At 67.5% G+C, this 25,706-nt stretch carries 26 protein-coding genes; 18 read left to right on the top strand and 8 right to left on the bottom strand.

The genetic code is table 11. From position 1 onward, the window contains the following. Positions 1-10 precede the first annotated feature (10 nt). On the bottom strand, positions 11-1,081 hold the full coding sequence (locus ACWDUD_RS02235; protein WP_450108192.1) for a Zn-dependent alcohol dehydrogenase: 1,071 nt from the start codon (positions 1,079-1,081) through the stop codon (positions 11-13). A gap of 559 nt (positions 1,082-1,640) precedes the next feature. Here ACWDUD_RS02235 and ACWDUD_RS02230 point away from each other — a divergent pair. From ACWDUD_RS02230 to ACWDUD_RS02170, 13 genes are all read left to right on the top strand, one after another. Beyond that, entirely contained in the window at positions 1,641-2,666 is a 1,026-nt protein-coding gene (locus ACWDUD_RS02230) for a Rieske 2Fe-2S domain-containing protein (protein WP_450108191.1), read from the top strand. Beyond that, on the top strand, positions 2,663-3,820 hold the full coding sequence (locus ACWDUD_RS02225; RefSeq protein WP_450108190.1) for an acyl-CoA dehydrogenase family protein: 1,158 nt from the start codon (positions 2,663-2,665) through the stop codon (positions 3,818-3,820). The genes ACWDUD_RS02230 and ACWDUD_RS02225 overlap by 4 nt, the downstream gene beginning before the upstream one ends. A gap of 9 nt (positions 3,821-3,829) precedes the next feature. Next, entirely contained in the window at positions 3,830-4,912 is a 1,083-nt protein-coding gene (locus ACWDUD_RS02220) for an acyl-CoA dehydrogenase family protein (protein WP_450108189.1), read from the top strand. Then, positions 4,909-5,718 carry an enoyl-CoA hydratase gene (locus ACWDUD_RS02215; RefSeq protein WP_450108188.1) on the top strand — a complete coding sequence of 270 codons (810 nt, stop codon included), beginning with the start codon at positions 4,909-4,911 and terminating at the stop codon, positions 5,716-5,718. Before ACWDUD_RS02220 ends, ACWDUD_RS02215 begins: the two co-directional genes overlap by 4 nt. Continuing rightward, positions 5,715-7,289, top strand: coding sequence for a class I adenylate-forming enzyme family protein (locus ACWDUD_RS02210; RefSeq protein ID WP_450108187.1), 1,575 nt, complete (start codon positions 5,715-5,717; stop codon positions 7,287-7,289). The genes ACWDUD_RS02215 and ACWDUD_RS02210 overlap by 4 nt, the downstream gene beginning before the upstream one ends. A gap of 45 nt (positions 7,290-7,334) precedes the next feature. After that, positions 7,335-9,233, top strand: coding sequence for a flavin-containing monooxygenase (locus ACWDUD_RS02205; RefSeq protein WP_450108186.1), 1,899 nt, complete (start codon positions 7,335-7,337; stop codon positions 9,231-9,233). Positions 9,234-9,814: 581 nt separating this feature from the next. Continuing rightward, complete coding sequence (locus ACWDUD_RS02200) at positions 9,815-10,708, top strand: cyclase family protein (RefSeq protein WP_450108185.1); 894 nt, start codon at positions 9,815-9,817, stop codon at positions 10,706-10,708. 31 nt (positions 10,709-10,739) lie between these two features. Then, positions 10,740-11,207, top strand: a complete 468-nt coding sequence (locus ACWDUD_RS02195; protein WP_450108184.1) for a VOC family protein — start codon at positions 10,740-10,742, stop codon at positions 11,205-11,207. A 114-nt stretch (positions 11,208-11,321) separates the two neighbouring features. Continuing rightward, on the top strand, positions 11,322-13,166 hold the full coding sequence (locus tag ACWDUD_RS02190) for a flavin-containing monooxygenase (RefSeq protein ID WP_450108183.1): 1,845 nt from the start codon (positions 11,322-11,324) through the stop codon (positions 13,164-13,166). A gap of 91 nt (positions 13,167-13,257) precedes the next feature. Beyond that, the gene (locus ACWDUD_RS02185) at positions 13,258-14,052 is read left to right on the top strand and encodes a hypothetical protein (RefSeq protein WP_450108182.1); all 795 of its coding nucleotides are present in this window, start codon (positions 13,258-13,260) and stop codon (positions 14,050-14,052) included. Continuing rightward, positions 14,049-14,990 carry an NAD-dependent epimerase/dehydratase family protein gene (locus ACWDUD_RS02180; RefSeq protein ID WP_450108181.1) on the top strand — a complete coding sequence of 314 codons (942 nt, stop codon included), beginning with the start codon at positions 14,049-14,051 and terminating at the stop codon, positions 14,988-14,990. Before ACWDUD_RS02185 ends, ACWDUD_RS02180 begins: the two co-directional genes overlap by 4 nt. A gap of 34 nt (positions 14,991-15,024) precedes the next feature. Next, on the top strand, positions 15,025-15,897 hold the full coding sequence (locus tag ACWDUD_RS02175; protein ID WP_450108180.1) for an alpha/beta hydrolase fold domain-containing protein: 873 nt from the start codon (positions 15,025-15,027) through the stop codon (positions 15,895-15,897). A gap of 13 nt (positions 15,898-15,910) precedes the next feature. Beyond that, on the top strand, positions 15,911-16,747 hold the full coding sequence (locus tag ACWDUD_RS02170) for a mycofactocin-coupled SDR family oxidoreductase (RefSeq protein ID WP_450108179.1): 837 nt from the start codon (positions 15,911-15,913) through the stop codon (positions 16,745-16,747). 105 nt (positions 16,748-16,852) lie between these two features. Here the strand turns inward: ACWDUD_RS02170 and ACWDUD_RS02165 are convergent, their stop codons facing one another. The 3 genes from ACWDUD_RS02165 to ACWDUD_RS02155 all read right to left on the bottom strand — a co-directional run bounded on the left by ACWDUD_RS02165 (position 16,853) and on the right by ACWDUD_RS02155 (position 20,186). Then, positions 16,853-18,289: an amino acid permease gene (locus ACWDUD_RS02165; RefSeq protein WP_450108178.1), complete on the bottom strand. Its 1,437-nt coding sequence runs from the start codon at positions 18,287-18,289 to the stop codon at positions 16,853-16,855. Further along, on the bottom strand, positions 18,282-19,535 hold the full coding sequence (locus ACWDUD_RS02160; protein WP_450108177.1) for a Glu/Leu/Phe/Val dehydrogenase dimerization domain-containing protein: 1,254 nt from the start codon (positions 19,533-19,535) through the stop codon (positions 18,282-18,284). Before ACWDUD_RS02160 ends, ACWDUD_RS02165 begins: the two co-directional genes overlap by 8 nt. Before the next feature lie 141 nt (positions 19,536-19,676). After that, positions 19,677-20,186, bottom strand: coding sequence for an Lrp/AsnC family transcriptional regulator (locus ACWDUD_RS02155; RefSeq protein WP_197258001.1), 510 nt, complete (start codon positions 20,184-20,186; stop codon positions 19,677-19,679). Positions 20,187-20,372: 186 nt separating this feature from the next. On the opposite strand from ACWDUD_RS02155, the gene hppD reads away from it, so the two are divergent. Next, positions 20,373-21,578, top strand: a complete 1,206-nt coding sequence (hppD, locus tag ACWDUD_RS02150; RefSeq protein ID WP_197258003.1) for a 4-hydroxyphenylpyruvate dioxygenase — start codon at positions 20,373-20,375, stop codon at positions 21,576-21,578. Positions 21,579-21,606: 28 nt separating this feature from the next. Here the strand turns inward: hppD and ACWDUD_RS02145 are convergent, their stop codons facing one another. Further along, positions 21,607-22,431 carry a helix-turn-helix domain-containing protein gene (locus ACWDUD_RS02145; RefSeq protein ID WP_450108176.1) on the bottom strand — a complete coding sequence of 275 codons (825 nt, stop codon included), beginning with the start codon at positions 22,429-22,431 and terminating at the stop codon, positions 21,607-21,609. A 71-nt stretch (positions 22,432-22,502) separates the two neighbouring features. Between ACWDUD_RS02145 and ACWDUD_RS02140 the strand changes: the two genes are divergently transcribed. Further along, positions 22,503-23,018, top strand: a complete 516-nt coding sequence (locus ACWDUD_RS02140) for a VOC family protein (RefSeq protein WP_450108175.1) — start codon at positions 22,503-22,505, stop codon at positions 23,016-23,018. Positions 23,019-23,043: 25 nt separating this feature from the next. Here the strand turns inward: ACWDUD_RS02140 and ACWDUD_RS02135 are convergent, their stop codons facing one another. The 3 genes from ACWDUD_RS02135 to ACWDUD_RS02125 form a co-directional block, all read right to left on the bottom strand. Continuing rightward, positions 23,044-23,637, bottom strand: coding sequence for a hypothetical protein (locus tag ACWDUD_RS02135; protein ID WP_450106559.1), 594 nt, complete (start codon positions 23,635-23,637; stop codon positions 23,044-23,046). A gap of 71 nt (positions 23,638-23,708) precedes the next feature. Continuing rightward, positions 23,709-24,197, bottom strand: coding sequence for an SRPBCC family protein (locus ACWDUD_RS02130; RefSeq protein ID WP_450108174.1), 489 nt, complete (start codon positions 24,195-24,197; stop codon positions 23,709-23,711). Next, positions 24,194-24,526, bottom strand: coding sequence for an ArsR/SmtB family transcription factor (locus tag ACWDUD_RS02125; RefSeq protein WP_450108173.1), 333 nt, complete (start codon positions 24,524-24,526; stop codon positions 24,194-24,196). Before ACWDUD_RS02125 ends, ACWDUD_RS02130 begins: the two co-directional genes overlap by 4 nt. Before the next feature lie 123 nt (positions 24,527-24,649). Between ACWDUD_RS02125 and ACWDUD_RS02120 the strand changes: the two genes are divergently transcribed. From ACWDUD_RS02120 to ACWDUD_RS02110, 3 genes are read left to right on the top strand one after another with little or no spacing between them, the layout of a single operon-like run. Beyond that, on the top strand, positions 24,650-24,892 hold the full coding sequence (locus ACWDUD_RS02120) for a S4 domain-containing protein (RefSeq protein ID WP_450108172.1): 243 nt from the start codon (positions 24,650-24,652) through the stop codon (positions 24,890-24,892). A gap of 22 nt (positions 24,893-24,914) precedes the next feature. Continuing rightward, positions 24,915-25,103 carry a helix-hairpin-helix domain-containing protein gene (locus ACWDUD_RS02115; RefSeq protein WP_307846683.1) on the top strand — a complete coding sequence of 63 codons (189 nt, stop codon included), beginning with the start codon at positions 24,915-24,917 and terminating at the stop codon, positions 25,101-25,103. 57 nt (positions 25,104-25,160) lie between these two features. After that, positions 25,161-25,655, top strand: coding sequence for a DUF2505 domain-containing protein (locus tag ACWDUD_RS02110; protein WP_450108171.1), 495 nt, complete (start codon positions 25,161-25,163; stop codon positions 25,653-25,655). The last annotated feature ends 51 nt before the right edge of the window (positions 25,656-25,706 follow it).

Below are 25,706 nucleotides of genomic sequence, written 5' to 3'. Positions count from 1 at the left end.
GGGTGCCGATTCAGGACGGCATCAGCAGCACGCCACGATCGAGCCTGCCGGCACGGGCATCGTCCACGAGGGTGGCGAAGTCGTCGAGTTCGTAGGTCTTGGTGACGAGTTCGTCGAGGAGGAGCCGCCCGGAGCGGTACATCTCCACGTACTTCGGGATGTCGGCTCCCGGCCGGGACGAGCCGTAGCGGCATCCCAGCACCGAACGGTCCATGTAGAAGGTGGTCGCCGGGACCGACAGCTTGGCCTCGGGGCCCGCGACACCGAGCATGATCAGCTGCCCGCCCCAGTCGAGCATCTCCATCGCCTGGCTGGTGATGGCCTCACCACCGACGCAGTCGAAGACGTGCGCGGCACCGCCGTCGGTGAGCTCCCGGATCGCGGCGACGGTGTCGCCGACGGTCGCATCGACGAAGTGCGTGGCACCGAACAGGCTGGTCTTCGCTTCCTTGTCCGGGTTCGTGTCGATGGCGACGATTGGCGTGGCCCCCGCGATGCGGGCGGCCTGGATGACGTTGAGGCCGATGCCGCCGGCGCCGATGACGACCACCGAGTCGCCGGGCGCGACCCGGGCACGGTTGAACACCGCTCCCGCGCCGGTCAGCACCGCGCAACCGATCAGGCACGCCGTCGACAGTGGGACGTCCTTCGAGATCGGCACCGCCTGACCGGCCTTGACGACGAGGCGTTCGGCGAAGGTCGACAGTGCCGCGTAGTTGTAGATCGGCGTGCCGTCGAGTTCGAAGGGGGTCTCGCGGTTGCCGAACGATTCGCGGCACATCGTCGGGCGGCCGGCGGTGCACGCGGCGCACTGTCCGCAGGTCGCCAGCGTGGACAGCACGACATGGTCGCCGACGGCGGGCGTGCTGACGCCCGGCCCGACGGCCTCGACGATGCCGGCACCCTCGTGGCCGAGGATGACGGGGGTGGGGAACGGGATCTTGCCGTTGACGACGCTCAGGTCGCTCTGGCACAGGCCGCTCGCGACGATGCGGACCTGGACTTCACCGGGGCCGGGGTCGCGGACGGTGACACCGTCGACCAGCTTGTTGTCGGTGCCGTCGTAGACGATCGCTTTCACTTTCGACCTCGCTGTCCTGGGGGATCCCGCGCCGTGCGGTGCGCGCGGGCGCAGCGAATGACGGGCGGGAAACGAAGGGGTGCTGGGAGAATCCGGTCGCCGCGGTGGCGCCGGTATCGACGCTGGTGATGCTAGGGGCGGTGGGCTCCGAGCGTCAAGCATGCGAGTGGTCGATGGGGCAGGGCCGCAGCGCGCCGGTGTCGGGCCGGGGGCGGACATCCAGGATGAGGAGACGCACTGTAGCCACTGGCCACAGACAGTCCTCCTCGGAGTTTGGCCGTACCCGTTCTCACCTGCGGAAAAAGAGAAGTGTCGAGGGGCTGTTGACGTCAACGTAGCCGGTGGCTACAGTGATGCCAGTCACGACGCGGAATCGCGGTGAACCGGGTCTCCCGGGTACGGCGCCCCGCGTCGAACCCTGACGAAGGGGCGTGCCGACGCATGCCTGCCGGTGTGCGATCCACGAAAACCCTTGTTGTCGAACGTCTTCTGCGCAGGTGCCGAAAGCGCTTCTGTTGCAACAGTTCAGGAGGATGAATTGTCACCCATGGCGTTATCGATGAAACCGACGGGGTGGTTCCAGATCGGATGGTCCACCGAGCTCGACGCCGGTGACGTGAAGCCACTGCGTTACTTCGGTCAGGACCTGGTCGCCTACCGCACCCGGAGCGGCCGCCTGGTCGTGCTCAACGCCTACTGTGAGCACCTCGGCGCCCACCTCGGCCACGGCGGCACCGTCTCCGGCGACGACATCCGTTGCCCCTTCCACGGCTGGGAATGGAGCCCCGAGGGCCGCAACACCTGCATCCCGTACCAGAAGGCCACCAACCGCGTCCGCAAGATCGGTACCTGGACCGCCGCCGAACGCGACGGCATCATGTACCTCTGGCACGATGCCGAAGGCCGCGCCCCGTCGTACGACGTGCCCAGCCTCTTCGACCTGTTCCCCGGCTGCGGCTCCGCCGACGACTACCACGAACCGGGCGAGACCGGCCGCTTCGAGAGCGCCGCGCTGCCGATCCACCCGCAGTACGCCTCCGAGAACGGCGTCGACTTCGCCCACTTCAAGTACGTCCACCGCGCCGACGAGATCCCCACCGTCGTCCACCGCGAATTCGGTGACAACACCTTCCGCACCGAACTGGCCCTGAACTTCAAGCGCCGCAACGCCGACGGCTCCTTCGAGCTCGTCGAAGGACGCACCCGCGCGACACTGCTGGGCGTCGGGCTCGGCTACTCCTACGCCGACGGCGTCGGCGCCATCTGCTCGCTGACCGCGGTCACGCCCGTCGACGACGAAACCTCGATCCTCCGGTTCACCGCCTGGGCCAGCAAGGAAGACGGTGAGGGCGCCGACCGCGTCGCCAAGCGCCAGCGCAGCGCCGTGGGTCAGCTGAAGGCCGACATCGCCATCTGGGAGCACCAGCGCTACACCGAGCCGCCCGGACTCGCGACCGCCGAAGCCGCAGGCTTCCGCGACATCCGCAAGTGGGCCCGCCGCTTCTATCCCGAAGGTCACCTCGGAAACGGTGCTGCCGAGCAGACCGCGGGCACCGACGAACTCCAGGCAGGAACCACCTCATGAGACCGACTCTGACCGAAGAACACGAGGCCTGGCGCGCCGAGATCCGAGAATTCCTCGACGCCGAGCTGCCGAAGGAACACGCCTTCAACCCGGAGTTCGACGACGCACCCGAACAGTGGGCCATCGCAGTCGAATTCAGCAAGAAGATCGCCGCCAAGGGATGGATCGGCCTGACCTGGCCGAAGGAGTACGGCGGCAAGGGGCTGTCCCCGATCTGGAATCAGATATTCCTCGAGGAGCTGTACGCGGCCGACGCGCCCCTGATCAACTCCGTCGGGATCTTCCTCGCCGCCGGCACCATCCTGGTGGGCGGCACCGAGGAGCAGAAGAAGCGGCTGCTGCCCGACATCGCGAACATGCGCACCCTCTGGGCCGAGGGCCTGACCGAACCCGGCGCCGGCTCCGATCTCGGCTCCCTGCGGACCAAGGCCGTCAAGGACGGCGACGAGTGGGTCATCACCGGCGAGAAGGCATTCACCTCCTGGGGACCGATGTCGGACGTGCTGTACGTGGCCGCCCGCACCGACCCCGAGGCGAGCCTGAGTGCCGGCGTCAGCATCTTCGTCGTCGACCTGAACAGCCCCGGCGTCACCTTGCACCCGATGCGCAACTACGGCGGCGGCGTCCAGTCCAGCACCTTCCTCGACCACGTCCGTGTGCCGGCGTCCTCGCTGATCGGTGAAGAGGGCAAGGGCTGGCAGTACATCATGCGCGCCTTCTACGCGTCGGGGACCGTCGAGCCGATCTACGCGATGCAGGAAGCCCGGCTCCGCGATCTGATCGAGTACTGCAAGGCGATCCCGGGCAAGCTCGACGACCCGCACGTGAAGGCCGACCTGGCCGAACTCGCCGGCATCGTCCAGACCCAGCGTCTGCTCGCCTACGAGATCATCGGCGACAACGCCCACGGCCGCCAGACCCCCTGGGGCGGTGGCGTGCAGCAGGTCGCCGCCAAGGAGTACGAACCGCTGTTCGCCCAGATCTACGACCGGGTGCTCGGCCCGACCAGTCAACTGCGGTCGGGATCGTCGTACGCCCCCCTCAACGGAAAGCCCGAGGCGTGGTACCGGCAGTCCTTCGCCAACCACGCCGGAGGAACGTCCCAACTCAAGCGGATGGTGCTCGCGACGCGGGGCCTCGGCCTGCCCCGATAGGAGCTGAAGATGGAATTGGCATGGGGCGAGGACTTCGCAGCCCTCGCAGATGTGAGCAAGTCGGTGTTCGCGCGGTACTCGCCGCTGGAGGACCGATCCAACACTGTTCCGTTCGCGGACCAGGTCGCACAGTTCGCCGAACTCGGCTGGCTGCAACTCGGTGATCCGACCGGCGCCGACGCCGACAGCCCGTCGCTCGCGACGATCGCCGGCATCTTCGTCGAGGCGGGACGGGCGCTGGCCGACACGCCGCTGCTCGAGCTGACGATGTCCCGCGACGCCGCACTGGTGATCGGCACCGATGAGGCGACGAGCCTCGCCAAGCGCATCGGCAACGGTGAGGCCGTGGTGGTCCCGGTGTTCCAGTCCCCCGAGTGGGGCTCGGCGGTGACGTACGAGAACGGCACGCTCGACGGCGTCGCACTGGCAGTGGACCACGCCGGCGACGCCGACAGCTTCCTCGTGTACGCATCCGGTTCGGAAAGTGTTGTGGCGGTGGTGGAGGCGAGCTCCGCGGCTACTGTCGAGGCGATGCCGAACATGGGCGGGTACCCGATGTTCGCGGTGACCTTCGACAAGGTGCCGGTGGCCGACGGTGCCGTGCTGGCCCGCGGCGCCGACGCCGACCGTGCCGTCGAGGTCGCAGAGCAGCGCGGCGCGGTGCTGCGCGCGGCACAGCTCTACGGTGCCGGGCTGAAGCTGCTCGACATCACCGTGCTGTACGCGCAGCAGCGGCACCAGTTCGGTGGACCGATCGGACGCTTCCAGGCGGTGCAGTACCTGTGCACCGACCTCGCGATCGCTGCGCACTTCACCTCGGTGCACGCGCGGTCGGCCGCCGCCGCCCTCGACGCCGCCCTCGATCCGCAACCCCACGTCGGCCTGATGCGCAAGCAGGCGGCGAAGGCCGCGCAGGAGATCGTCCACTCGGCGCACGAGGTTCACGCCGGCATCGGGTACATGATCGAGTCGAACGTGCACCTGTTCACCGACGCCGCCAAGCGCTGGCAGTTCGATTTCGGTTCTGCGGCAGGCAACGACGCCGACATCGTCGAGGCACTCGACCGTATCTACACCGGGACCGGCCGATGACCTACATCGACTACCGCGTCGACGACGCCGTCGCCGTCATCAGCCTGAACCGTCCGGAGCAGCACAACGCACAGGACGCATCGCTGTTGCAGGACCTCGACGCCAGCTGGCAGGAGGCTGCCCGCGACGACGACGTCAAGGTGATCGTCGTGCGTGCCAACGGCGACAACTTCTCCGCCGGCCACGACCTGAAGACCGTGGCCCCGGGGTACTTCAAGGAGAGTAAGACGACCCTCGAGAGCGCCTACGGGTGGGAGACCGAGCACTATCTCGGTTTCTCCCGCAAGTGGCGCGACGTGCCGAAGCCGTCGATCGCAGCAGTCCAGGGCGCCTGCGTCGCCGGGGCTCTCAACGTCATCTGGCCGTGCGACCTGATCGTCGCGGCCGACAACACCTATTTCAGCGACCCCGTCGTGAAATTCGGTGTCGGTGGCGTCGAATACCACGCGCACACCTGGGAACTCGGTGCCCGCCGCGCCAAGGAGATGCTTTTCACCGCCCGGAAGCTCACCGCGGTGGAGGCGTTCGACGCCGGCATGGTGAACCGCGTCGTCCCGCTCGACGAACTCGACACGCAGACCATGGACCTCGCGCGGGAGATCGCGCAGATGGACCCCTGGGGACTGGCCACCGCCAAGCGTGCCGTCAACCAGACCCTCGACATCATGGGTCAGCAGGCGGCCCTGCAGTCGGCCTTCGACATCCACTGGCACGGGCACGCGAATGCCCTGTTGCGCACCGGATATCCGCTCCTGACGCCCGGCCCGCTTTCCTCGAAGACGAAGACGAAGGAGGAGAACTCGTGAACTCGGACATCGCGCCGAACGACGCAGTCTCCCTGTGGGATCTGCTGGCCCTGCGGGCCGGGTCCACCGGCGACGCCGTCGCCCTCATCGACGAGCACGATCGCCGCATGACCTTCGCCGAGGTCGTCTCCGTGGCCGAACGTGTCGCGGCCGGCCTGCTGGCCCGCGGCATCGACCCCGGTTCCACGGTGAGCTGGCAGCTGCCCACCCGCATCGAGACCGTCGTGCTCAGTCTGGCATTGTCGCGTCTCGGCGTGACCCAGAACCCGATCATCCCGCTCTACCGGGCACGCGAGGTCGGGGCGATGGTCGCCCAGTGCGAGTCGGAATGGCTGATCACCCTGGCAGAGTTCCGCGGCTTCGACCACGGCGCCATGGCCGAGGAGCTGCGCGCGGCGAGCGGTGACCGCCTGAACCTGCTGATCGTCTCCTCCGAGCTGCCCGACGGCGACCCGGCCACCCTTCCTCCCGCGCCGGTCGGCCGCGACGAGGTGCGCTGGATCTACACGACCTCCGGAACGACGTCGGCGCCGAAGGGTGTCTGCCACACCGACGGCACGCTCATCGCCGGCGGCGTCTCCCTCGCCGACGCCATCGGTGCGACTGCCGAGGACGTCGGCACCATCTTCTTCCCGTACGCGCACATCGGCGGCCCCGACCTGCTGATCGCCTCGCTGACCACCGGTATGTCGCTGGCCCTCATGGAGGTCTACGAGCCGCGTGCCGCGGTGGACCTGATGCGTCGTGCGGGCGTGACCATCACTGGTGGCTCGACCCCGCACTACGCCATGCTGCTCGAGGAACAGCGGAAGAATCCGGGCGCACGGGTGGTCCCGAGCCTGCGCATGCTGACCGGCGGCGGAGCTCCCATGCCGGAGAAGCTGTTCCGGGACGTGCTCATCGAGATGGGTATCCCGATTCTGCACGCCTACGGCATGACCGAGTGCCCGATGATCACCTCGGCGCGGATGAGCGACAGCATCGAGCAACTGGCCACCACCTCCGGACGTCCCGTGCTCGGCTGCGAGGTACAGATCCGCACCGAGGACGACGCCGTGCTGCCCACCGGCGAGGTCGGCCGGGTGTGGCTGCGAGGCCCGATGTTGTTCAAGGAGTACCGCGCCGACGGCGAGATCATCCGTCCCTTCGACGGCGACGGCTGGATGTTCACCGGTGACACCGGAAAGCTCGAGTCGGAGGGTCACCTGGTCCTCGTCGGCCGGGAGAAGGACCTGATCATCCGCAAGGGCGAATCGATCAGCCCCACCGAGATCGAAGAGGTGCTCGCCGCGCACACCGCGGTCGCGGATGTCGCCGTGATCGGCCTGCCCGACGACAGGTCGGGTGAGCGCATCTGCGCAGTACTGCAGTTGCACGAGGGCGCAGCCGATCCCGACGTCGACGAGGTCCGCGCGTACTGCCGGGAGGCCGGCATCTCGCCGGCGAAGTTCCCCGAGGACGTCGTGATCGTCTCGGAGATGCCGAAGACCCCGACCATGAAGATCCGTAAGCAGCACCTCCGGCAGGCCGTCATCGACCAGCGGGCCCTGTCCGGCGCGGCCGTCGACTGACACGGCCCCCGTGCCCGCCCCCGAAACCGAGAATTGGAAGTTCCCATGCCAGGACGTAGCTTCATAGAGCGCGCCGTCGAGTGCGCCGACCCCAACGCGTTGCGGATGGCGCTGTACCAGGCGACCCGCGACGCGGAGATCGCCGCGATCGCTCCCGAACGCGTCTTCGGTCCGACCACCGACGCGATCGTGTTCTCCGACGAGGACACCGCGCTCATCCGGGCGAAGGCCGTCGAATACCTGCTCACCGAACCGGACGAGTCGACGCTGCCGGTCCCGTCCCGGGACGAGATCGTCGAGCTGCTCGGGATGGCGGAAGCCCGCACCCTCGGGCCCGACGACCTGATCATGCGACACAAGATCCCGGCCTTCTCCGACCTGCCCTATCAGGCGGAATGGCACGGGGAGAAGGTGATTCCCGAGGGCTACCACGTCGCGATCGTCGGTGCCGGTTTCGCCGGTGTCGCCATGGGTGTGCAGCTGGCCAACCTCGGCGTCCCGTTCACGATCTACGAGCGTCGCGCCGAGGTCGGTGGGGTGTGGAGCATCAACACCTACCCCGACGTCCGTGTCGACACCGTGAGCTTCACCTACGAATACGCCTTCGAGAAGAAGTACCCGTGGACCGAATACTTCGCCCGTCAGTCCGACGTGCGCGCATACATCGATCACGTGGCACGCAAATACGGTGTGTACGAGCACATCCGGTTCGGGTCCGACGTCACGGAGGCCCGTTTCGACGAGGCGACGCAGCGCTGGACACTGACCGTGCAGGGCGAGGAGTCCGTCACCGAGGTCGAAGCGAACGTGGTGGTCGCCGCCAGCGGTGTGTTCGCGACGCCGCGCGAGCTCTCGGTGGAGGGCGTCTCCGACTTCACCGGCCGGATCGTGCACACCGCCCGGTGGAGCGAGGACGTCGAGTACGCAGGCAAGAAGGTCGCCGTGATCGGCAACGGCTCGACCGGCGTGCAGCTGCTGTCGAAGATCGCCGAGAAGGCCGAATCCGTCACGGTGTATCAGCGCACACCGCAGTGGATCTCGCCGCGAACCAACTACGGGGTGCCGATCTCCGACGAGCTGCAGTGGCTGATCCGGAAGATGCCGTTCTACTGGAACTGGAACAAGTACGTCGCCGGCCTGGCCACGATCGACCTGCGCAACGTGCTCATGCCGGACGAGGAGTGGATCGCGAACGGCGGGCAGATCAGCAAGCGCAACGACATGCTGCGCGAGATCCTGGTCGGCTACATCTCGGCCCAGGTCGACGGCAGGCAGGATCTCATCGACAAGCTGATCCCGGACTACCCGCCCATGACGCGGCGTCCGGTGGTCGACAACAACTGGTACGCCTCGCTGACCAGGAACAACGTCGAGCTCGTCACAACTCCGATCGAGCGGATGACCGACACCGCGATCGTCACTGCCGACGGGGAGACCCGCGAGACGGAACTGGTCATTGCCGCGGTCGGTTTCCAGACGGAGAAGTACATCTGGCCGACGCAGTACTTCGGCCTCGGCGGGGTGACTCTCGAAGACGTCTGGACCGCGCAGGGTGCGCAGGCGCACCTCGGCATGACCGTACCCGGCTTCCCGAACATGTTCATGCTGTACGGACCGAACTCGCAGCCGGTGGCCAGTGGTGCGGGCCTGCCGGTGTGGTTCGAGGTCTGGACCGGCTACATCGCCGAGTGCATCGTGGGAATGCTCGAGAAGGGCCGGGCGTCGATGGTCATCCGCAAGGACGCCTTCGACGAGTACAACGAGCAGTTGCACGAAGAGGCCAAGAAGCTCATCTACCTGATGCCGAACTCGGCGATGGAGAAGAACTACTACGTCAACGAGTTCGGTCGGCTGCAGATGAACGCACCGTGGAGCGGCGAGAAGTACTACGAACTGTGCGAGAAGCCGGACGAGTCGCACTTCGAATTCACGGACGCGCAATAGCACGTCTGCCTCCGGGTGGCCGAGCGAGCCCGAACCGACTGTGCCGGAACCGCATACGGTATCCGCTGGCGACACAGGCGGTTCGGGCTCGCGTGCTCGTGCGGTCGTACGCGGTGTGCTCGTTCTCCGGGTGCGCCGACTCCGGTCGATCGAGTCCGTGCCGGAATTCGTCGCCGGATTCGGGAAGTGACCAGCGCATCCCGCCGGGGGTTGACGCCGAGGCGGACGGGGTGCACCCCGAGAGTGACCGTCGCCGCGTCGTGTGCTCATACCGCCGCGGAAATGTCAATGGACACTGCCGGGCTCTTCGGTTGCTCGCTCCTAAATGCTCGCCGGCAGTCGCTATTTCGCGGTCACAGCTGCGTCAGGCGATGAATGTCGGCACTGACCGAATTGTGCGGAATCGAATCGGACAGAGCTGTTGACGCAAACGTAGCCGATGGCTACAGTGAGTCCGGTCACAAAGCGGATGGGTATATGTCGTCGCTTACGGATTCGTTTCGTGCTCGGTTACCGACACGTCCCGAGCCGACCGACAACCACCCCGAACCTCGCTACCGAGGACACAAGTTGAGGAGTCGATGTTGAGCACGCGTAAGTCGAACTGGGGCCGCTGGGGCGAAGCGGATGAGCTGGGCGCCCTCAATCACCTCACGCCGGAGCGGGTGCTCTCCGCGCTCCGCCTGCCCAAGACGGGCAAGACCTACAGCCTCAGCATTCCGATCCAGCGATCGGGCGTGCCGAACCTCGAATACCGTGGCATCCCGCAGCGTCTCACCCTCACCAACCATCAGGACGAGGCGATGGCCCTCGCCAACGGCGGTGTCCCCGGTGTCGGTGCCAACGAGGACCAGCTCGTCATGCCGTCGCACACCTCGACGCACATGGACGCCCTGTGCCACGTGTACGCCGACAACAAGATCTACAACGGTTACCCGGCCGACCAGGTCACCCCGTACTCGGGCGCGGCCAAGTGCAGCATCGACAAGGTCGGTGGCATCGCCGGCCGCGGCGTCCTCATCGACGTCGCCGCCTCGAAGGGGGTCGATCTGCTCGAGCCCGGCTACGTCATCACCGTCGCCGACCTGCAGAAGGCGCTGGACGAGCAGGGCGTCGAACTGCAGACGGGCGACCTGGTGCTCATCCGCACCGGATGGCTCGAGGACTACCTGACCAACCAGGGCGAGATGATGCCGCAGCCGGGCATCGGCCTCGAAGCTGCCGCCTTCCTCGCCGAGAAGGACGTCGCGTTGGTCGGATCCGACAACGCGGCGATCGAGCCGATCCCGTTCGACCAGAACATCTACCTCGGCGGACACATCATCCTGCTCGTCGAGCACGGCATCTACCTGGTCGAGAACATGAACCTCGCAGAACTCGCCGCCGACCGGTGCTACGAGTTCCTGCTCACCATCGGCGCGCTGAAGATCACCGGCGGTACGGCGAGCCCGGTTACCCCCGTCGCCGTCGGCTGACCGTACCCCCTCACACGAACAGGATTCTCGGATGACTGCGAACACCGAAGCTGCCGCGCACACCTACCGCACCTCCCATGTCGGGCTGTGTGTCTCCGATCTCGCCAAGAGCCTTCGCTTCTACTGCGACGGACTGGGTTTCACCAAGATCATGGAATACGACATCGACGAGCAGATCCCCGAGGTGGATGCACCGTGCAGCCTCACCTCGACCTTTCTGGAGAAGGACGGCCTGCGTATCGAACTGCTGTCCTACCGGCAGCCCGGCGTGATCGGCACCCCGCCCACCCGCCGTAACCATCTGGGCATGACCCACCTGTCGTTCTTCGCCGACGACATCGACGCCGCGGCAGAGGCGTTGTGCGAGTATGGCGGAGCGCTGGTGCCGGAGACCCGCGCCGGTCTGGGCGATCCGACCGCCCCGCAGTTCGTGTTCGTGGCCGACCCCGACGGCAACCGCGTCGAGCTCATGCACATCCCTGCCGGCACCCCCTGGTGACCGGACCTGCGCCGGATCACGGCTTCCCCTCGAACTATCGCTGAATGCGTTGCGGCGACGAGCCCCCCGTCGCCGGATCGCACATTCCGACGCAGTGACGACCAAAGGACTTTCATGACCGCCCCCGACACCACCGCCCGCGATCCACACCTCTGGGAACCCCAGCGCAAGGTCGACGACCTCGAATGGTTCCGGAAGAAGTACGCCGAAGAGCGCGACAAGCGCCTGCCGAACACCGGTGCCGACACCTTCCAGGCGATCGATTTCGAAGGCAAGTTCGCGGACTTCGACGCCGACCCGCACGCGGACGGCCCGCGCACCACGCCGCCGCAGACCGCCGATCTCGACATGCTCGTCATCGGCGCCGGTTTCATGGGCATCAGCACCGGCATCGAGCTGAAGAAGATCGGCGTCACCGACTTCAAGATCCTCGACGTCGCAGCCGATTTCGGTGGCACCTGGTACTGGAACCGCTACCCGGGCGTGCGTTGCGACATCGAGTCGTACATCTACCTGCCGTACCTCGAGGAGACCGGCTACGTCCCCACCGAGCGATACACCCGCGGCAGCGAGATCTTCGCCTACACGCAGTCCCTCTGCAAGCAGTTCGGCCTGTACGAGCACGCCCTGTTCCAGACCCGGGTCACCGAGATGGAATGGGACGAGGACACCGCGCGGTGGACGGTGCGCACCGACGGCGGCGATGTGTTCCGCGCCCGCTTCGTCTCCACCCAGAGCGGCCTGTTCAGCCGTCCCCAGCTGCCCGGCATTCCGGGGATCGAGAAGTTCGCCGGCCACAGCTTCCACACGAGCCGGTGGGACTACGACTACACCGGTGGCGACGCCACCGGAAACCTGACCGAACTGCGCGACAAGCGTGTGGCCATCATCGGTACCGGTGCCACCGGTGTCCAGGCCATCCCGCATCTCGCCGAGCACGCGAAGTCGCTGGTCGTCTTCCAGCGCACGCCCAGCCAGATCGCGCCGCGCGAGAACGCCCCGACCGATGTCGAATGGTTCAAGTCCCTGCCCGCCGGCTGGCAGAAGGAGCGCCGCGTCTCCTTCGACAAGTGCGCGATGGACCGCGCCACCGCCGACTGCGACGTCGACGACGGCTGGATCAAGTTCGCGAAGTACCAGCTGCACGCGATCTACGAGGCCGGCGGCGCGGAGCCGACCCTCGAGCAGTACATGGACGCGATGGAGCGCTCGGACTACGAGTGGAACGAGATGCTGCGCGACCGTGTCGATGCTATCGTCACGGACCCGGTCAAGGCCGAGAAGCTGAAGACCTACTACCGCACCATGTGCAAGCGGCCGGGCTTCAGCGACGACTTCCTTCCGGTCTTCAACAAGGAGTCCGTCGACATCGTCGACACCTCCACCACGCCGATCGACCGGATCACCGAGAAGGGCATCGTAGTCGGCGACCGCGAGTACGAGGTCGACCTCATCATCTACGCGACCGGCTTCCAGCAGGGACGCACCTGGACCGACAAGGCCGGCTACGACGTGCTGGGCCGCAACGGCAACCGGCTGTCGAAGAAGTTCGCCGAGGGCGCCAGCACCTACCACGGCTTCCTCAGCAAGGACTTCCCGAACCTGTTCTTCCTGGGATTCGTTCAGTCGACGCAGGTTTCGAACATCTCCAACCTCATCGACAACCAGGCCCGGCACATGGTCTACATGGTCGGCAAGTGCCTGAACGAGGGCATCCGGGCGATCGAACCGACCACCGAGGCCGAGGCCGGCTGGAACGCGACCATCGCCGAGCACGTGGAGATGCGACGGGAATGGAACCTCTCGTGCACGCCGGGTCACTACAACAACGAGGGCCGCATCGACGACAAGCGCAGCATCCTCGCGGGCGGTCTGTACGGACCCGGCTACGAGTACTTCGAGATGCTCCAGAAGTGGCGTGAGGACGACACTTTCGACGGCATCGCCGCGACTCGCTGACCGGCGGCATACCGGCAGGAATTCTCGAGGACCGCGGGCAGCCGGCCTTCCGGCTGCCCGCGCGTCCGGTTCACGAAAGTAGGAGAGAGCAATGACGTTGACTCCTGTGCGACTCGGCTACGCACTGTTCACCATGGTGGATCCGTCGCGCGGTCACGAGGTCGAGTACAACCGCTGGTACGAGCGCGACCACCGCTACTCGGGCTGCATGGTCGGTCCGGGTTGGTTCGCCGGCAGCCGCTGGGTCGCCACGAAGGCCCTGAAGGACCTGCGCTTCCCGGCGACCGGACCGGTCGCGACCAGGACCGAGGACGGTTCGTATCTCGCGATCTACTGGGTTCACGAGCCCGATGCGGAGGTCGCCGACGCCTGGGCTCAGAAGCAGGTCGGCGAACTCTACGCTGCCGGACGCGGTTTCGCCGAGCGTGAGCACGTCCACACCGGCCAGTACCTGCCGGATTCCAATATCTCGGCACACGAGGACGGCGTCCCGCTCGAGCTTGCACACGACCATCACTACGGCGGCCTCGTCATCGTCATGATCGAGCCGGCCGACGGCGTCGACCGCGCCTCCGCGCTCGAGACCATCAACAGCGGTCCGGTCGAGAAGCTGCTCGCCACCGGTGCTGTCGATCTCGTGAGCAACTGGCGCATGAAGCCCTGGCCCGCCGACCACAACGTGCCGATGAAGATGGGCAACGACGGCGGATCCACCGAGCGCATCCTGCAGATGTGCTTCCTCGAGGGCAATCCCGCCGAGAGCTGGCAGCACATCGTCGACTACGCCGAGAACATCGAGAACTCCGGTGCCGGTCACGTCACCTTCGCCTCGCCGTTCATCCCGACCGTGGTCGGGACGGACAAGTACACCGACGAATTGTGGTGAGACCCGTGCTGAGCGGTGAGAAGATCCTGGTGACCGGGGTGACCGGTCAGATCGCCTTTCCGATCGCGAGGACACTCGCGGCCGAGAACGAGGTGTGGGGACTGGCGCGGTACAGCCGACCCGACGACCGGCAGCGGGTGAGCGACGCGGGGATCACCCCGGTCACCTGCGATCTCGGAAACGGCGACTTCGACGGTGTCCCTGCAGATTTCACGTACGTCGTGCACCTGGCTGCGAGCCTGGCTCCGGGATGGGATTACGACGCTGCGATCCGCGCCAATGCGGAAGGCACCGGACTCCTCCTGCAGCACTGCCGATCCGCCAAGGGCGCCCTCGTGATGTCGACCCATTCGGTCTACCGACCGCAGGACGACCCGATGTACGTGTTCACCGAGCAGTCGCCGCTGGGGGAGTGCAACAGCACCCACACCCCGACCTACTCGATGTCGAAGATCAGCCAGGAGGCCACCGCGCGATTCGCCGCACGCGCTTTCGGCGTCCCGGTGACGATCGCTCGGATGAACGCCTCGTACGGTCCCAACGGTGGGCTGCCGGCCATGCACGTCGACGCCCTCGCCGACGGCCGGCCGATCACCACCCGCTGGGATCCGTGCATGTACAGCCCGATCTACGAGGACGACATCAACAGCCAGGTCGGTGCCCTGCTCGAGGCGGCCGCCACGCCTGCGCTCATCGTCAACTGGGGTGGCGACGAACCGGTGAGCGTGCAGGAGTGGGCGGCCTACGCCGGCGAACTGATGGGGATCGACCCCGTCGTCGACGTGGCTCCGATCGAGGGAACGCTGCGCGGATCGATCGCGGACACCACGCTGCGTGCCTCCATCACCGGACCGTGCACGGTGGATTGGCGTGAAGGCATCCGCCGGACGATCGCCGCGCGCCATCCGGACAAGCTCGTCGAGGCCGCTCGCTCGTGAGAGTCCTTTCGTAGAAAACTATTTGGGAGACGACATGCCGACAGTGCACGATGCGCTGCCCGCCGAGCGGACCGGTGCGCCGGCGAGCCCGGAACTGCTGGAACGCCGCGCGCTGTTCGCCGCGACCGAGATCGACCCCGTGCTGGAGGTCACGGCGGGCGATGCGGACTTCGCGGGTGTGCCGTGCCGGACCATCCGCGCCGACGGCCGGGCGACCATCCTCTATCTGCACGGGGGCGGATACCGGATGGGCAGCCCGGAGGCGTACAACGCCTACGCGGCGAAGATCGCGGCGGGCGCGGAGGCGACGGTCGTCCTGCCGCGCTATCGGCTCGCGCCGGAGAACCCGTTCCCGGCCGGTCTGCGCGATGCCGTCGCGGTCTACGAGGAACTCGCCTCCACAACCGAGGGACCGATCGTCCTCGCCGGTGACTCGGCGGGCGCCGGTCTCGCCGCCGCGGTGATCGTCGCGGCGAAGGCGGGCGCTCTGCGCACTCCCGACGGGCTGATGCTGCTGTCGCCGTGGCTCGACCTGCACTGCTCGTCGCCGTTCTACGAGACCGCGTCCGATGTGTTCTTCCCGCTGGCGACGGCGGAGTCGGCGCGCGAGGACTATCTGCAGGGTGCCCCTGCAAGCGACCCGCTGGCCTCGCCGTTGCTGGCCGACCACGCGGGATTTCCGCCCACGCTGATTCAGGTCGGGGGCAACGAGGCGCTGGTCGGTGACGCGCTCGGTCTGGCCGAGTCGCTTGCGAAGGCGAACGTCACCTGCACGCTGGAAGTGGTTGCGGAGCAAGGACACACGTGGCCGCTGATCCAGCCCGCTCACAGCGTCTCCGTCGCGTCGATCGAGTCGTGCGCCCGGTTCGTCCGGGCGCGTGCAGACGAACAGTCCACATCCAGCTAGCTGAGGAGACGAGATGACCGACTTCACGAACCGGGTGGCGCTGGTGACCGGTGCCGCAAGAGGACAGGGCCGCTCGCATGCCGTCGCGCTCGCCGAACGCGGGGCCGACATCGTCGTCTGCGACCGCTGCGAGGACAGTGACGCGGTCGCATACCCGTTGAGCACCAAGGACGATCTCGAAGAGACCGTGCGCCTGGTCGAAGCGACCGGCCGGCGGTGCATCGCGGTCCAGGCCGACACGGCAGACCGGTCGGCGATCGAGGCACTGGTCCGTCGGGCCGAGGAGGAACTCGGAAGAATCGACATCGCCGTGGCCAACGCCGGGGTCTCGGCGGCTGCGCCCGTCCAGGACCTTCCCGACAGTCAGTGGTCCGAGGTCCTCGGCACGAATCTGACGGGTGTGTTCCACACCGTGGCTGCCGTTGCACCCGGGATGATCGAGCGAGGCTACGGTCGGATCGTGACGATCGCGTCGATGCTCGGCCGTGGTGCGGCCCCGGGTCAGGTCGCCTACTGTGCGTCGAAGTGGGGTGTCATCGGGATGACCAAGAGCGCGGCGCTCGACCTCGCCCCGCACGGGATCACGGTCAATGCTGTTGCTCCCGGGAATATCTCGACTCCCATGGTGCACAACGACGCTCTGTATCGGATGATGCGGCCCGATCTCGAGAACCCCACGCGCGCCGACATCGAACCGATCTTCGCGAGTCTCCACGGACAGCCCGTCCCGTTCCTGGAGCCGGAGGAGGTGACCCACGCCGTGCTGTTCCTCGCGGCCGAGGCGAGTGCGCACATCACCGGAACCGTGATGTCGGTCGACGCGGGTGCGGCGGCGCGGGTCACCGCCTGACGGCCGATCCTCGGCAGTCCGCGCACGGAAGCAACAGGAACGGCGGGGTCGAGGAATCTGTTTCCTCGACCCCGCCGGTCACTTCGTGGAGATGATCACGCGTCCCTACGGTTGGCGCTCCTGAACCGTCTCGGCCTGAACCTTTTCGGCCGCGGCGCGTCGCCGCGCCAGCACCGTGCAGGTACCGGCGATCGTTGCGGTCAGAGCGCCGGTCGCGAGCAGCTGTGTGCGGGCGGCGGTGTCGAACAGTGCGAGCACCGCGATGCCGGCGAGCAGGCCGAGCGTCGCGTACGACAGGTACGGGAAGCCCCACATCTTCAGCGGCTGTGCATCCTCGGTGCCGTTGCGTCGTGCGCGACGACGGAGCACGATGTGCGAGACCGCGACGAACGTCCACAGCACCAGGATCGTGGAGCCGACGGCGTTGAGGAGCAGCGGCAGCACCCGGTCGGGGTAGAGATAGTTCAGCCCGACCGTGACGAAACCGAACGCCACCGAGGCGAGCACCGCATTGCGCGGGACGCCGTTGGACGACAGTCGCCCGAAGACGGGATGCGCCGATCCTCGGTGCGACAGCGAGAAGATCATTCGGGAAGCGCTGAACAGCATCGCGTTGAGCGACGAGAGCAGCGCGACCACGACGATCACGGTCATCACCGCGGCGGCACCCGGGACGGCCCCGGCCTGCAGCACGGCGACGAACGGACCGGTCGCGAGGTCCTCGGAGGTCCACGGCAGGATCGTCACCATCACGAGCACCGACCCGATGTAGAACACGAGGATGCGCCACACCAGGGTGCGCACCGCGCGGCCCACGTTGCGACGAGGATCGGCGGTCTCCGCGGCGGCGATCGCGATGATCTCGGTGCCACCGAACGCGAACACCACGATGAGCAGGCCGGCGGCGATACCGGCGATACCGGTGGGTGCGAACCCGCCGTGCGCCGTGAGGTTCGCGAAGCCGGTCGTCTCGAAGGTGGGCATCCACCCGGCGATCATCGCGACACCGATCACCAGGAACCCGAGGATCGCGGCGATCTTGATTGCGGCGAACCAGAATTCGACCTCGCCGAAGCGGCGCACGCCGACGAGGTTCACGCCCGTCAGCGCGACCATGTAGAACAGCGCGGACGCCCACTGGGGGATCCCGGGCAGTGCCACCGCGGTGATCGCGGCAGCGCCGGTGGCCTCCGCGGCGATCACGATGATGACCTGCACCCAGTACAACCACCCGATGGTCCGGCCCGCGACGGGACCGAGGGCGTTCTCGGTGTGTTCGGAGAAGGCGCCGCTGGCGGGGTTGGCCGCGGCCATCTCACCCATCATCCGCATCACGAACACGACGAGAACGGCCGCGACGAGGAACGAGATCAGGATCGCCGGGCCGGCGACGGCGATGCCCGCCCCCGACCCGACGAACAGGCCGGCTCCGATGGCGCCGCCGAGGCTCATCATGACGAGCTGGCGGGGCTTCATCGCGCGATGCAGACCGGCGGTGCTCTGGGCACCGGTCGTGGTCGCGGGAGCCAGGGTTTCAGTCATCGATGCGCTCCCCGGCAGGAACCAGCTGGTCGAGGGCGATTTCGAAGGCCGTCGCGGCGAGTCCGGTGAGCTCGGCCGAACGGTCGTGGCACCGACGCAGTGCAGTCTCGATGGTGGTGGACACATCACCGAAGATCGCGGCGTCGGAGACCTCCACGTCGCCTTCCATGAGCTGGGCGAAGGCACGGGCCATGCCGCAGTTGGCGATGAAGTCGGGGATCACGGCGACGGACTTGTCGGCGTGCTCGTAGGTGGGGCCGTAGAAGATCTCGTCGTCGGCGAACGGGACGTTCGCGCCCGAGGCGATCGACTCGAGTCCCGCAGCGACCATGCGGTCGACCTGCTCGCGGGTGACGAGTCGGCTTGCGGCGCAGGGCAGGAAGATCTCGGCTCCGAGATCCCAGATGCGGGCGTTCACCTCGTCGAAGGGGAGCATGCGGTCGCTGCGCAGGGCGTTGCCGTCGCGCTCGAGCAGCAGGGTGCGGACCTCGTCGAAGGAGAGCCCCTCGGGCTCGAGGATGCCGCCGTTGCGGTCGATGATGCCCACGATCGACGCGCCGGCCTGGGCGAGATAGTAGGCAGCGGCGGCGCCGACATTGCCCCAGCCCTGCACGATCACGCGCTTGCCGGCCAGGTCGCTGCCCCGGTAGACGAGCTGGTGGTGACGGACCGACTCGGCGACACCGTAGCCGGTGATCAGATCGGCGACAGTGTATTTCGTGCTGGTGGCGGGGGTGAACCGCGCGTCCTCGACGACCTTCGCGACGCCGAGTCGCAGCTGGCCGACCCGCTGGATCCGCTGGCGCTCGTCCTTGCCGAAGTGACCGTTGACGACGCCTTCCTGTGGGTGCCACAGGCCGTTGGCCTCGGTGAGCGGAACGACCTCGTTCATCTCGTCGACGTTGAGGTCGCCGCCGGTGCCGTAGTACGCCTGCAGCAGGGGAGTGACCGCTGCGAACCAACGGCGCAGCACGCCTTCCTTGCGCGGGTCGGACGGATCGAAATCGATGCCGGACTTGGCGCCACCGATCGCGGGTCCGGAGACGGTGAACTTGATCTCCATGGTCTTCGCCAGCGACTCCACCTCCCGCCGGTCGAGACCGCGGCGCATGCGGGTGCCGCCGCCCGCTGCGCCGCCCCGCAGCGAGTTGATGACGACCCAGCCCCGGGCGGTGGTCTCGGTGTCGTGCCACTCGAAGACGATCTCGGGGGCTTTTTCTTCGAATCGGGTCAGCAGGTTCTTCATGGCGAACGACTGTGACGGCAGTAACAAATGCCGCGCAACTGTGCCTCGGAGAACTGTGCAGCGTGCGGAGGGTCCGGATGCCCGAAGCGCTTTTTTCTGTGCAATCCGGCTAGTCGGAGCGGGATTGTGGGCGTGATCGGCTCAGCGCCGGTACGCGGGTGCTTTCGCGGATCGTTCGGGCTGGAGGGTGCGGAGCAGCGGCATCGCCCGGTAGTGCACGACCTCCGACAGCACCATCACGCTCGTCGAGCGCGCGACGATCGACGAGCGGTTCAGTTCGATGAGGGTCTGCTGGAGGCCGAGATGCGATTCGGCCCCGATGCGGCACAGGACGTCGCCCGCGCCGGTGGTGGCGAACGCTTCGAGCACCCCCGGGATGCGTTCGAGGACCTCCGTGACGTCTTCGAGAGCGCCCTGCACGATCTCCATCGTCACGAACGCCTGGACCTCGAAACCGGCTGCGGCGAGGTTGATCCGGGGTTCGTAGCCGGCGATCACCCCGGTGTCCTCGAGGCGCCGCAGGCGTGCCGAGACGGTGGCGCGCGCGACCTTCAGGCGACGGGACAGCTCGAGCGCGCCGACCTTCGGGTCGGCGTGCAGGGCCTCGAGAAGCGCGAAATCCAATTCGTCCAGCTGCACGGGCTCGCGCATCGCGCTTCCTTCCCATCGGACGCCGAAAACTAGCCTGATTGTATAGGTGAACGTCAGGATTCCAGCGAATTCGAGTCAGTCGGACCAGTTCCCGAAGGCGACGTTGCGTCCCACCGGCGGGTGGGTTTCTCCTGGTGACACACGACACAACGACTGTGCCGCAGTGAGCGGCAGGAGGTTGCAGCGATGACTCTGGAATACACCCTGACCGACAGCGAACGACTCGCTCAGCTCGACGCCGAGGAGCTCCAGCGCCTCGTCGGTCTGGTGGAGTACGACAGCGAACGGGATCCGTTCCCCGTGAGCGGCTGGGACGCTGTGGTGTGGGTGGTCGGCAACGCGACGCAGACGGCGCACTACTTCCAGTCGGCCTACGGCATGGAACTCGTCGCCTATTCCGGACCCACCACCGGCAACCGCGACCACCACGCCTACGTACTGCGCAGCGGCGCCGTGCGATTCGTGATCAAGGGCGCGGTGGACCCGGACAGTCCGCTGATCGAGCATCACCGCCTGCACGGTGACGGCGTGGTCGACATCGCTCTGCAGGTCCCGGATGTCGACAAGTGCATCGAGCACGCCCGGCGCCAGGGAGCGACCGTCCTCGAGGAGCCCTACGAGCTGAGCGACGAGAACGGCACCGTCCGCATCGGCGCCATCGCGACCTACGGCGACACGCGGCACACGCTGGTCGACCGGTCGCGCTACAACGGTCCGTACCTGCCCGGCTACGTCGAGCGCACCTCGACCTACCGCAAGCGCGAGGGCGCGCCGAAGCGGATCTTCCAGGCGCTCGATCACGTCGTCGGCAACGTCGAACTCGGACGCATGGACGAGTGGGTCGACTTCTACAACCGCGTCATGGGTTTCACGAACATGGCGGAGTTCATCGGCGACGACATCGCGACCGACTACTCGGCTCTCATGAGCAAGGTGGTGTGCAACGGCAACCACCGCGTGAAGTTCCCGCTCAACGAGCCCGCGATCGCGAAGAAGCGTTCGCAGATCGACGAATACCTCGACTTCTACCGCGGACCGGGTGCGCAGCACCTCGCCCTGGCCACCAACGACATCCTCACCGCGGTCGACCGGCTGCGTGAGGAGGGTGTGGAGTTCCTCGCGACTCCCGATGCGTACTACGACGATCCGGAGCTGCGTGCCCGTATCGGCAAGGTCCGGGTGCCGATCGAGGAGCTGAAGAAGCGCGGCATTCTGGTCGACCGCGACGAGGACGGCTACCTGCTGCAGATCTTCACGAAGCCCATCGGCGACCGCCCGACGGTGTTCTTCGAACTGATCGAGCGGCACGGATCGCTCGGCTTCGGCAAGGGCAACTTCAAGGCGCTGTTCGAGGCGATCGAGCGGGAGCAGGCCGCACGCGGCAACTTCTGAGTCCGGGCTCCGGACCGGATCCGATCGCTCACCCGGTCGGTGCGGGGCGGGACGGGTCGTCGCCGGGGACGGCGCGGTCGCGGTACGCGCTCGGGGTGAAACCGAGCACGCGACGGAAGTCCGCGCACAGGTGTGCCTGGTCGGCGTACCCGAGCTCGGCGGCGACCTGCCCGATCGGAATCCGCGGATCGTCGCGCAGGCGCTGGGCGGCCTCCTGCAGCCGGTAACGGCGGATCATCGCCAGCGGTGTCACCCCGACGTACCGCTGCGCGAGGCGCTGCACGCTGCGCACGGAGATACCCAGCGTCTGTGCCAGGTCGTCGACACGGGTCGGTCCGAGATCGGCGGCGATCGTGTCCTCCATCGCGTTGGCCAGTTCACCCTCGGCGTCGGGTGGGCCGACGCGATCGAGGAGCCACGCGGAGTACGCCGCGGTCGCGCGAGCCCGCCGGGCGGCGCCGTCACCCTCGGACGACATCGCCGCCGTCACGGCCCGGTGCAGTTCGGGTGCCTCGAACGGGACCTGCCGGTCGCGTGCCGCGCGGGGGTCGCCGACGAGCGCCGGGACAGCGGCGGGGCGCAGCAGCGCACCGACCGCCCAGCCGGTGCCGGTCAGGTCGCGGTGCGACCGTCGCGTCGTCGGACCGGTCAGGGTCACCCCATCGGCTCCGACGGTGAGATTCGAGGCGGGGAAGGACAGGACCTCCTGCCGCGAGGTTCGGCCCGGGGCGAGCTGCCATTCCGGAATCCAGAACCACCGCACCAGGCCTGTGAGTTCGCGCGGCGGCGGTTCGCGATGGAACGTGGGCAGGCGCGCGGGATACAGGACCCCGCGTCGGTCGCTGGTCGTCACGCCGGATCCCTTCTCGTGTGCTGTCGCGAATCTACAAGCCACCCCCGACGGTCCGGTCCTAGCGTCGGGGCATGAACGAGAACACCATGACCGGAGCCGGTGTCACCGGCGACCACACGACCGACGGTATCCCGCACGGATCCACCAGCCTGACCCCGTTCATCGCGGTGCCGTCGGCCCGCGACGCCATCGAGTTCTACCGCTCGGTGTTCGGTGCCCGCGTCGTCGACGTCACCGAGATCGGGGGAATCGTTGTCCATGCCGACCTCGACTTCGGCTGTGGGCGAATGCAACTCGGCGAACCCAATCCGGACTACGGGCTCGTCGCGGCGCCGCAGGGGGACGCCGACTGCTATTCGCTCGGGCTGTACTGCTCGAACGTCGACGAGGTGGTGCTGCGGGCCGAGCGTGCCGGTGCCACCATCCGTGAACCGCTGGCCACGTTCGTCTCCGGCGACCGCTACGCCTCGATCCGCGACCCGTTCGGGGTGCGCTGGTCGATCATGACGCGCGTCGAGGACCTGTCCGAGGAGGAGAGCGTCCGGCGGGTCGCCGAGTGGGCCGCGGAGCAGGCCTCCGCCGGGTGACGTCGCGGCGCCGGGGCGGTGTGCACTACCAGAGGTCGAATGCGCTGTCCGACACGGTGAATCCGTGCAGGCGTGCCGCGCAGGTGACGCCCGTGACGGGATCGACGGTGCACGTGAATCCGGCGGCGTCGAGGCGGTGACCGTAGGGCAGCGGCTGCACGCCGGCTCCGGGACCGTGGAACCGCGTGTCGCCCACACTCGTGAACGCGGCCGGTCCGTCGGCGGTGACGGACACCGAGTTCGGCGGTACCAGGACGTCGGGTGCGCCGCTGCCGGGCACCTTCGGTGCGGTCGCCGGCATGGGTCCGTGGCAGCCGGCGAGCGTCGGTTCCTCCGTGGAGATCATGCACGCGAACTTCCCGCTGGCGCTCGTGAAGTGGTAGACACCCGGCGCGGTCAGGTAGTTCTCGGCATCGACGATGGATCGGACCGGGGAGGACATGCCCGGAGCCCGGGACGATGCGAGCTCGGACTCGGGTGCGGTCGCGTGCGGGGCGGAGACAGGGAACGTCGGCTCCTCGGCCGAGGCGGAGGGAATTCCGGGCACGACGACCGTGCATCCGGTTCCCGCCGTCACCGCGAAGACCCCCAACAGAACAGCCACACCCCCGTGTTTCATGCGGACATGGTGACCGAAGTCTCCGAGCCGGTGTCACGCGGGGGGTCACGCGGGGGTGTGGTGTCCGGGTGTCACGCCGCCAGCAGGCGATCCAGTGCGACGTAACTCGCGCTCAAACCGGACTCCATGCCGGACTGCAGCATGCCGTCGCGTTCCTCGGTCGTGTGGAACAGGCTCTCGGTGACGAGTTTCGTGCGACCGTCGCCGAGGTCGACGAACGTCGCGGTGTCGATCGACACGTATCCGGGCATGCCGTCCCACTCGAAGGTCTGGACGATGCGTTCCTTCGGGGTGATCTCGCGGAATCGTCCTTCGAATCCATGGGTTTCACCGTCGGCGTGCTCGACGAACCGCCAGTGTCCGCCGCGTTCGAATTCGAACTTCTCGACGTCGAGCCGGTTCCCCCGCCCCCACCATCGGGCGAGCAGGTCGGGTTCGGAATGGGCGGCCCAGACCCGGTCGAGCGGGGCGTCGAAGACACGCTCGATGTGGATCACACGGTCGCCGGGGGTGGTGACGGTGAGAGTGGTGTCTGTGACAGCGGGATCGGGGGTGGTCATGATGGCTCCTTGGTTTCGTCGAGGAATGCGGCGAGGCGGTCCATGCGGTCTTCGATCGACTTTCGGTGGCCGCGGATCCATGCCGCTTCGTGGTCGAGTGGGTTGGCGCCGAGGGTGCAGTACCGCACACGGCCCTTCTTCTCCGTCAGTACCAGGCCGGCCTCCTCCAGGAGTCGGATGTGTTTGGTGATGCCGGGCAGGCTCATCTCGAATCGCGCGGCCAGGTCGCTGATCGACGCGGGGCCGTTCGCCAGGTGCTCGAGGATTCCGCGGCGGGTGGGGTCGGCCAGTGCCGCGAACGTCGAATCCAGATCCGAATACTGAACCATTTGGTTAAGTGTTGCACCGCGGGTGGGTGCAGTCAACACCCGCGGTCGCGTATTCGCGGATCGTTCACCCGATGGTTCCGCACACGTGACCGCCTCGACGCGCACACCGGGCACGCTGATGGCATGCCGACACTCGTTCCCGACTCCCTGTTCGGCTTTCTGCAGGACAGCGGCCTCGCCGGATCTCCCGGTGAAGCCGCGGCCCTGCTCATGGAGGGCCTGGTCCGGATCAACCACTTGCCTGTCCGCAACCCCCGCGTCCACCTGGTCCCCGGCGACGTCATCACTCTGGCCGACGACACCGGGTACGCGGTGTTCGCGGCACCGGCCGGATTCCGCTGCGCGCATCCGCTGCGTCCCCGGTGACCCAGGGGGCAGACTGATCCGCGTGACCGGACACCCGCTGCCCAAGACCTCCGCTCCCGCACAGCGCGCGCTCGACGGTATCGGCGTCGCGACCCTCGAGGACCTCACGCGGTACACCGAACGGGACCTGCTCGCGCTGCACGGCATGGGACCCAAGGCCGTTCGTATCCTGCGCGAAGACCTCGAACGCCACGGCCTGAGCTTCGCCTAGCGGGCCCGCGCTCCCGTTCCCCTGACGCGATCGCCGGAACGCAGTACCGTCCGAACGGTGCCGAAGAAATTCGAGTTCACGGCAGTCCTCGACCATCCGGCCCGCGACGTGCACGCCGCGCTGACCGACGAGCGGTACTGGCGTGACCGCGTCGCCGCCAGCCCCACCGCGACCGTGCGGATCGAGAACCCGGACGGTCCCGGCACGCTGCTCGTCGTCGTGACCGAACGGGCCGAACCGGCCGACATGCCCGCGCTCGTCCGCAGCGTCGTGCGCGGTCCGATGATCATGGAACGCACCGACCACTGGGGCATCCTCGGCGCCGACGGCGCGACCGGCCTCGTCGTCGGCGGTGCCAGCGGCATCCCCGTCGACTTCCGGGGCACCTCGCATCTGCGGCCCGCCGCGGACGGAACCGTCCTCGCCGTGCGCGGCGAGGTCACCGTGAAGATCCCGCTCGTCGGCAGGCAGATCGAAGGTCTGGCCGCGAAGATGATCGGCCGGATCGTCGAGAACGACCGCGACGCGCTCGCCGCCTGGCTCACCCGCTGAACCACTCGCCGCGCCGCCCTCGCCCGGGGGTCGCGCGACGGTGCTCGATGT

The organism is Rhodococcus sp. NPDC003382, from assembly GCF_053589135.1.
Note: the sequence above shows the minus strand (reverse complement) of the source record. Positions and strands in the feature narration are given on the sequence as shown.

What these genes read in the sequence shown, in the direction of transcription:
- ACWDUD_RS02190 (WP_450108183.1), top strand. Translation starts at nt 11,322, where the DNA reads ATGACCGCCCCCGACACCACCGCCCGCGATCCACACCTCTGGGAACCC.
- ACWDUD_RS02185 (WP_450108182.1), top strand. Translation starts at nt 13,258, where the DNA reads ATGACGTTGACTCCTGTGCGACTCGGCTACGCACTGTTCACCATGGTG.
- hppD (WP_197258003.1), top strand. Translation starts at nt 20,373, where the DNA reads ATGACTCTGGAATACACCCTGACCGACAGCGAACGACTCGCTCAGCTC.
- ACWDUD_RS02175 (WP_450108180.1), top strand. Translation starts at nt 15,025, where the DNA reads ATGCCGACAGTGCACGATGCGCTGCCCGCCGAGCGGACCGGTGCGCCG.
- ACWDUD_RS02155 (WP_197258001.1), bottom strand. Translation starts at nt 20,186, where the DNA reads ATGCGCGAGCCCGTGCAGCTGGACGAATTGGATTTCGCGCTTCTCGAG.
- ACWDUD_RS02230 (WP_450108191.1), top strand. Translation starts at nt 1,641, where the DNA reads ATGAAACCGACGGGGTGGTTCCAGATCGGATGGTCCACCGAGCTCGAC.
- ACWDUD_RS02135 (WP_450106559.1), bottom strand. Translation starts at nt 23,637, where the DNA reads ATGAAACACGGGGGTGTGGCTGTTCTGTTGGGGGTCTTCGCGGTGACG.
- ACWDUD_RS02200 (WP_450108185.1), top strand. Translation starts at nt 9,815, where the DNA reads ATGTTGAGCACGCGTAAGTCGAACTGGGGCCGCTGGGGCGAAGCGGAT.
- ACWDUD_RS02140 (WP_450108175.1), top strand. Translation starts at nt 22,503, where the DNA reads ATGAACGAGAACACCATGACCGGAGCCGGTGTCACCGGCGACCACACG.
- ACWDUD_RS02165 (WP_450108178.1), bottom strand. Translation starts at nt 18,289, where the DNA reads ATGACTGAAACCCTGGCTCCCGCGACCACGACCGGTGCCCAGAGCACC.
- ACWDUD_RS02120 (WP_450108172.1), top strand. Translation starts at nt 24,650, where the DNA reads ATGCCGACACTCGTTCCCGACTCCCTGTTCGGCTTTCTGCAGGACAGC.
- ACWDUD_RS02130 (WP_450108174.1), bottom strand. Translation starts at nt 24,197, where the DNA reads ATGACCACCCCCGATCCCGCTGTCACAGACACCACTCTCACCGTCACC.
- ACWDUD_RS02205 (WP_450108186.1), top strand. Translation starts at nt 7,335, where the DNA reads ATGCCAGGACGTAGCTTCATAGAGCGCGCCGTCGAGTGCGCCGACCCC.
- ACWDUD_RS02125 (WP_450108173.1), bottom strand. Translation starts at nt 24,526, where the DNA reads ATGGTTCAGTATTCGGATCTGGATTCGACGTTCGCGGCACTGGCCGAC.
- ACWDUD_RS02225 (WP_450108190.1), top strand. Translation starts at nt 2,663, where the DNA reads ATGAGACCGACTCTGACCGAAGAACACGAGGCCTGGCGCGCCGAGATC.
- ACWDUD_RS02220 (WP_450108189.1), top strand. Translation starts at nt 3,830, where the DNA reads ATGGAATTGGCATGGGGCGAGGACTTCGCAGCCCTCGCAGATGTGAGC.
- ACWDUD_RS02170 (WP_450108179.1), top strand. Translation starts at nt 15,911, where the DNA reads ATGACCGACTTCACGAACCGGGTGGCGCTGGTGACCGGTGCCGCAAGA.
- ACWDUD_RS02195 (WP_450108184.1), top strand. Translation starts at nt 10,740, where the DNA reads ATGACTGCGAACACCGAAGCTGCCGCGCACACCTACCGCACCTCCCAT.
- ACWDUD_RS02160 (WP_450108177.1), bottom strand. Translation starts at nt 19,535, where the DNA reads ATGAAGAACCTGCTGACCCGATTCGAAGAAAAAGCCCCCGAGATCGTC.
- ACWDUD_RS02215 (WP_450108188.1), top strand. Translation starts at nt 4,909, where the DNA reads ATGACCTACATCGACTACCGCGTCGACGACGCCGTCGCCGTCATCAGC.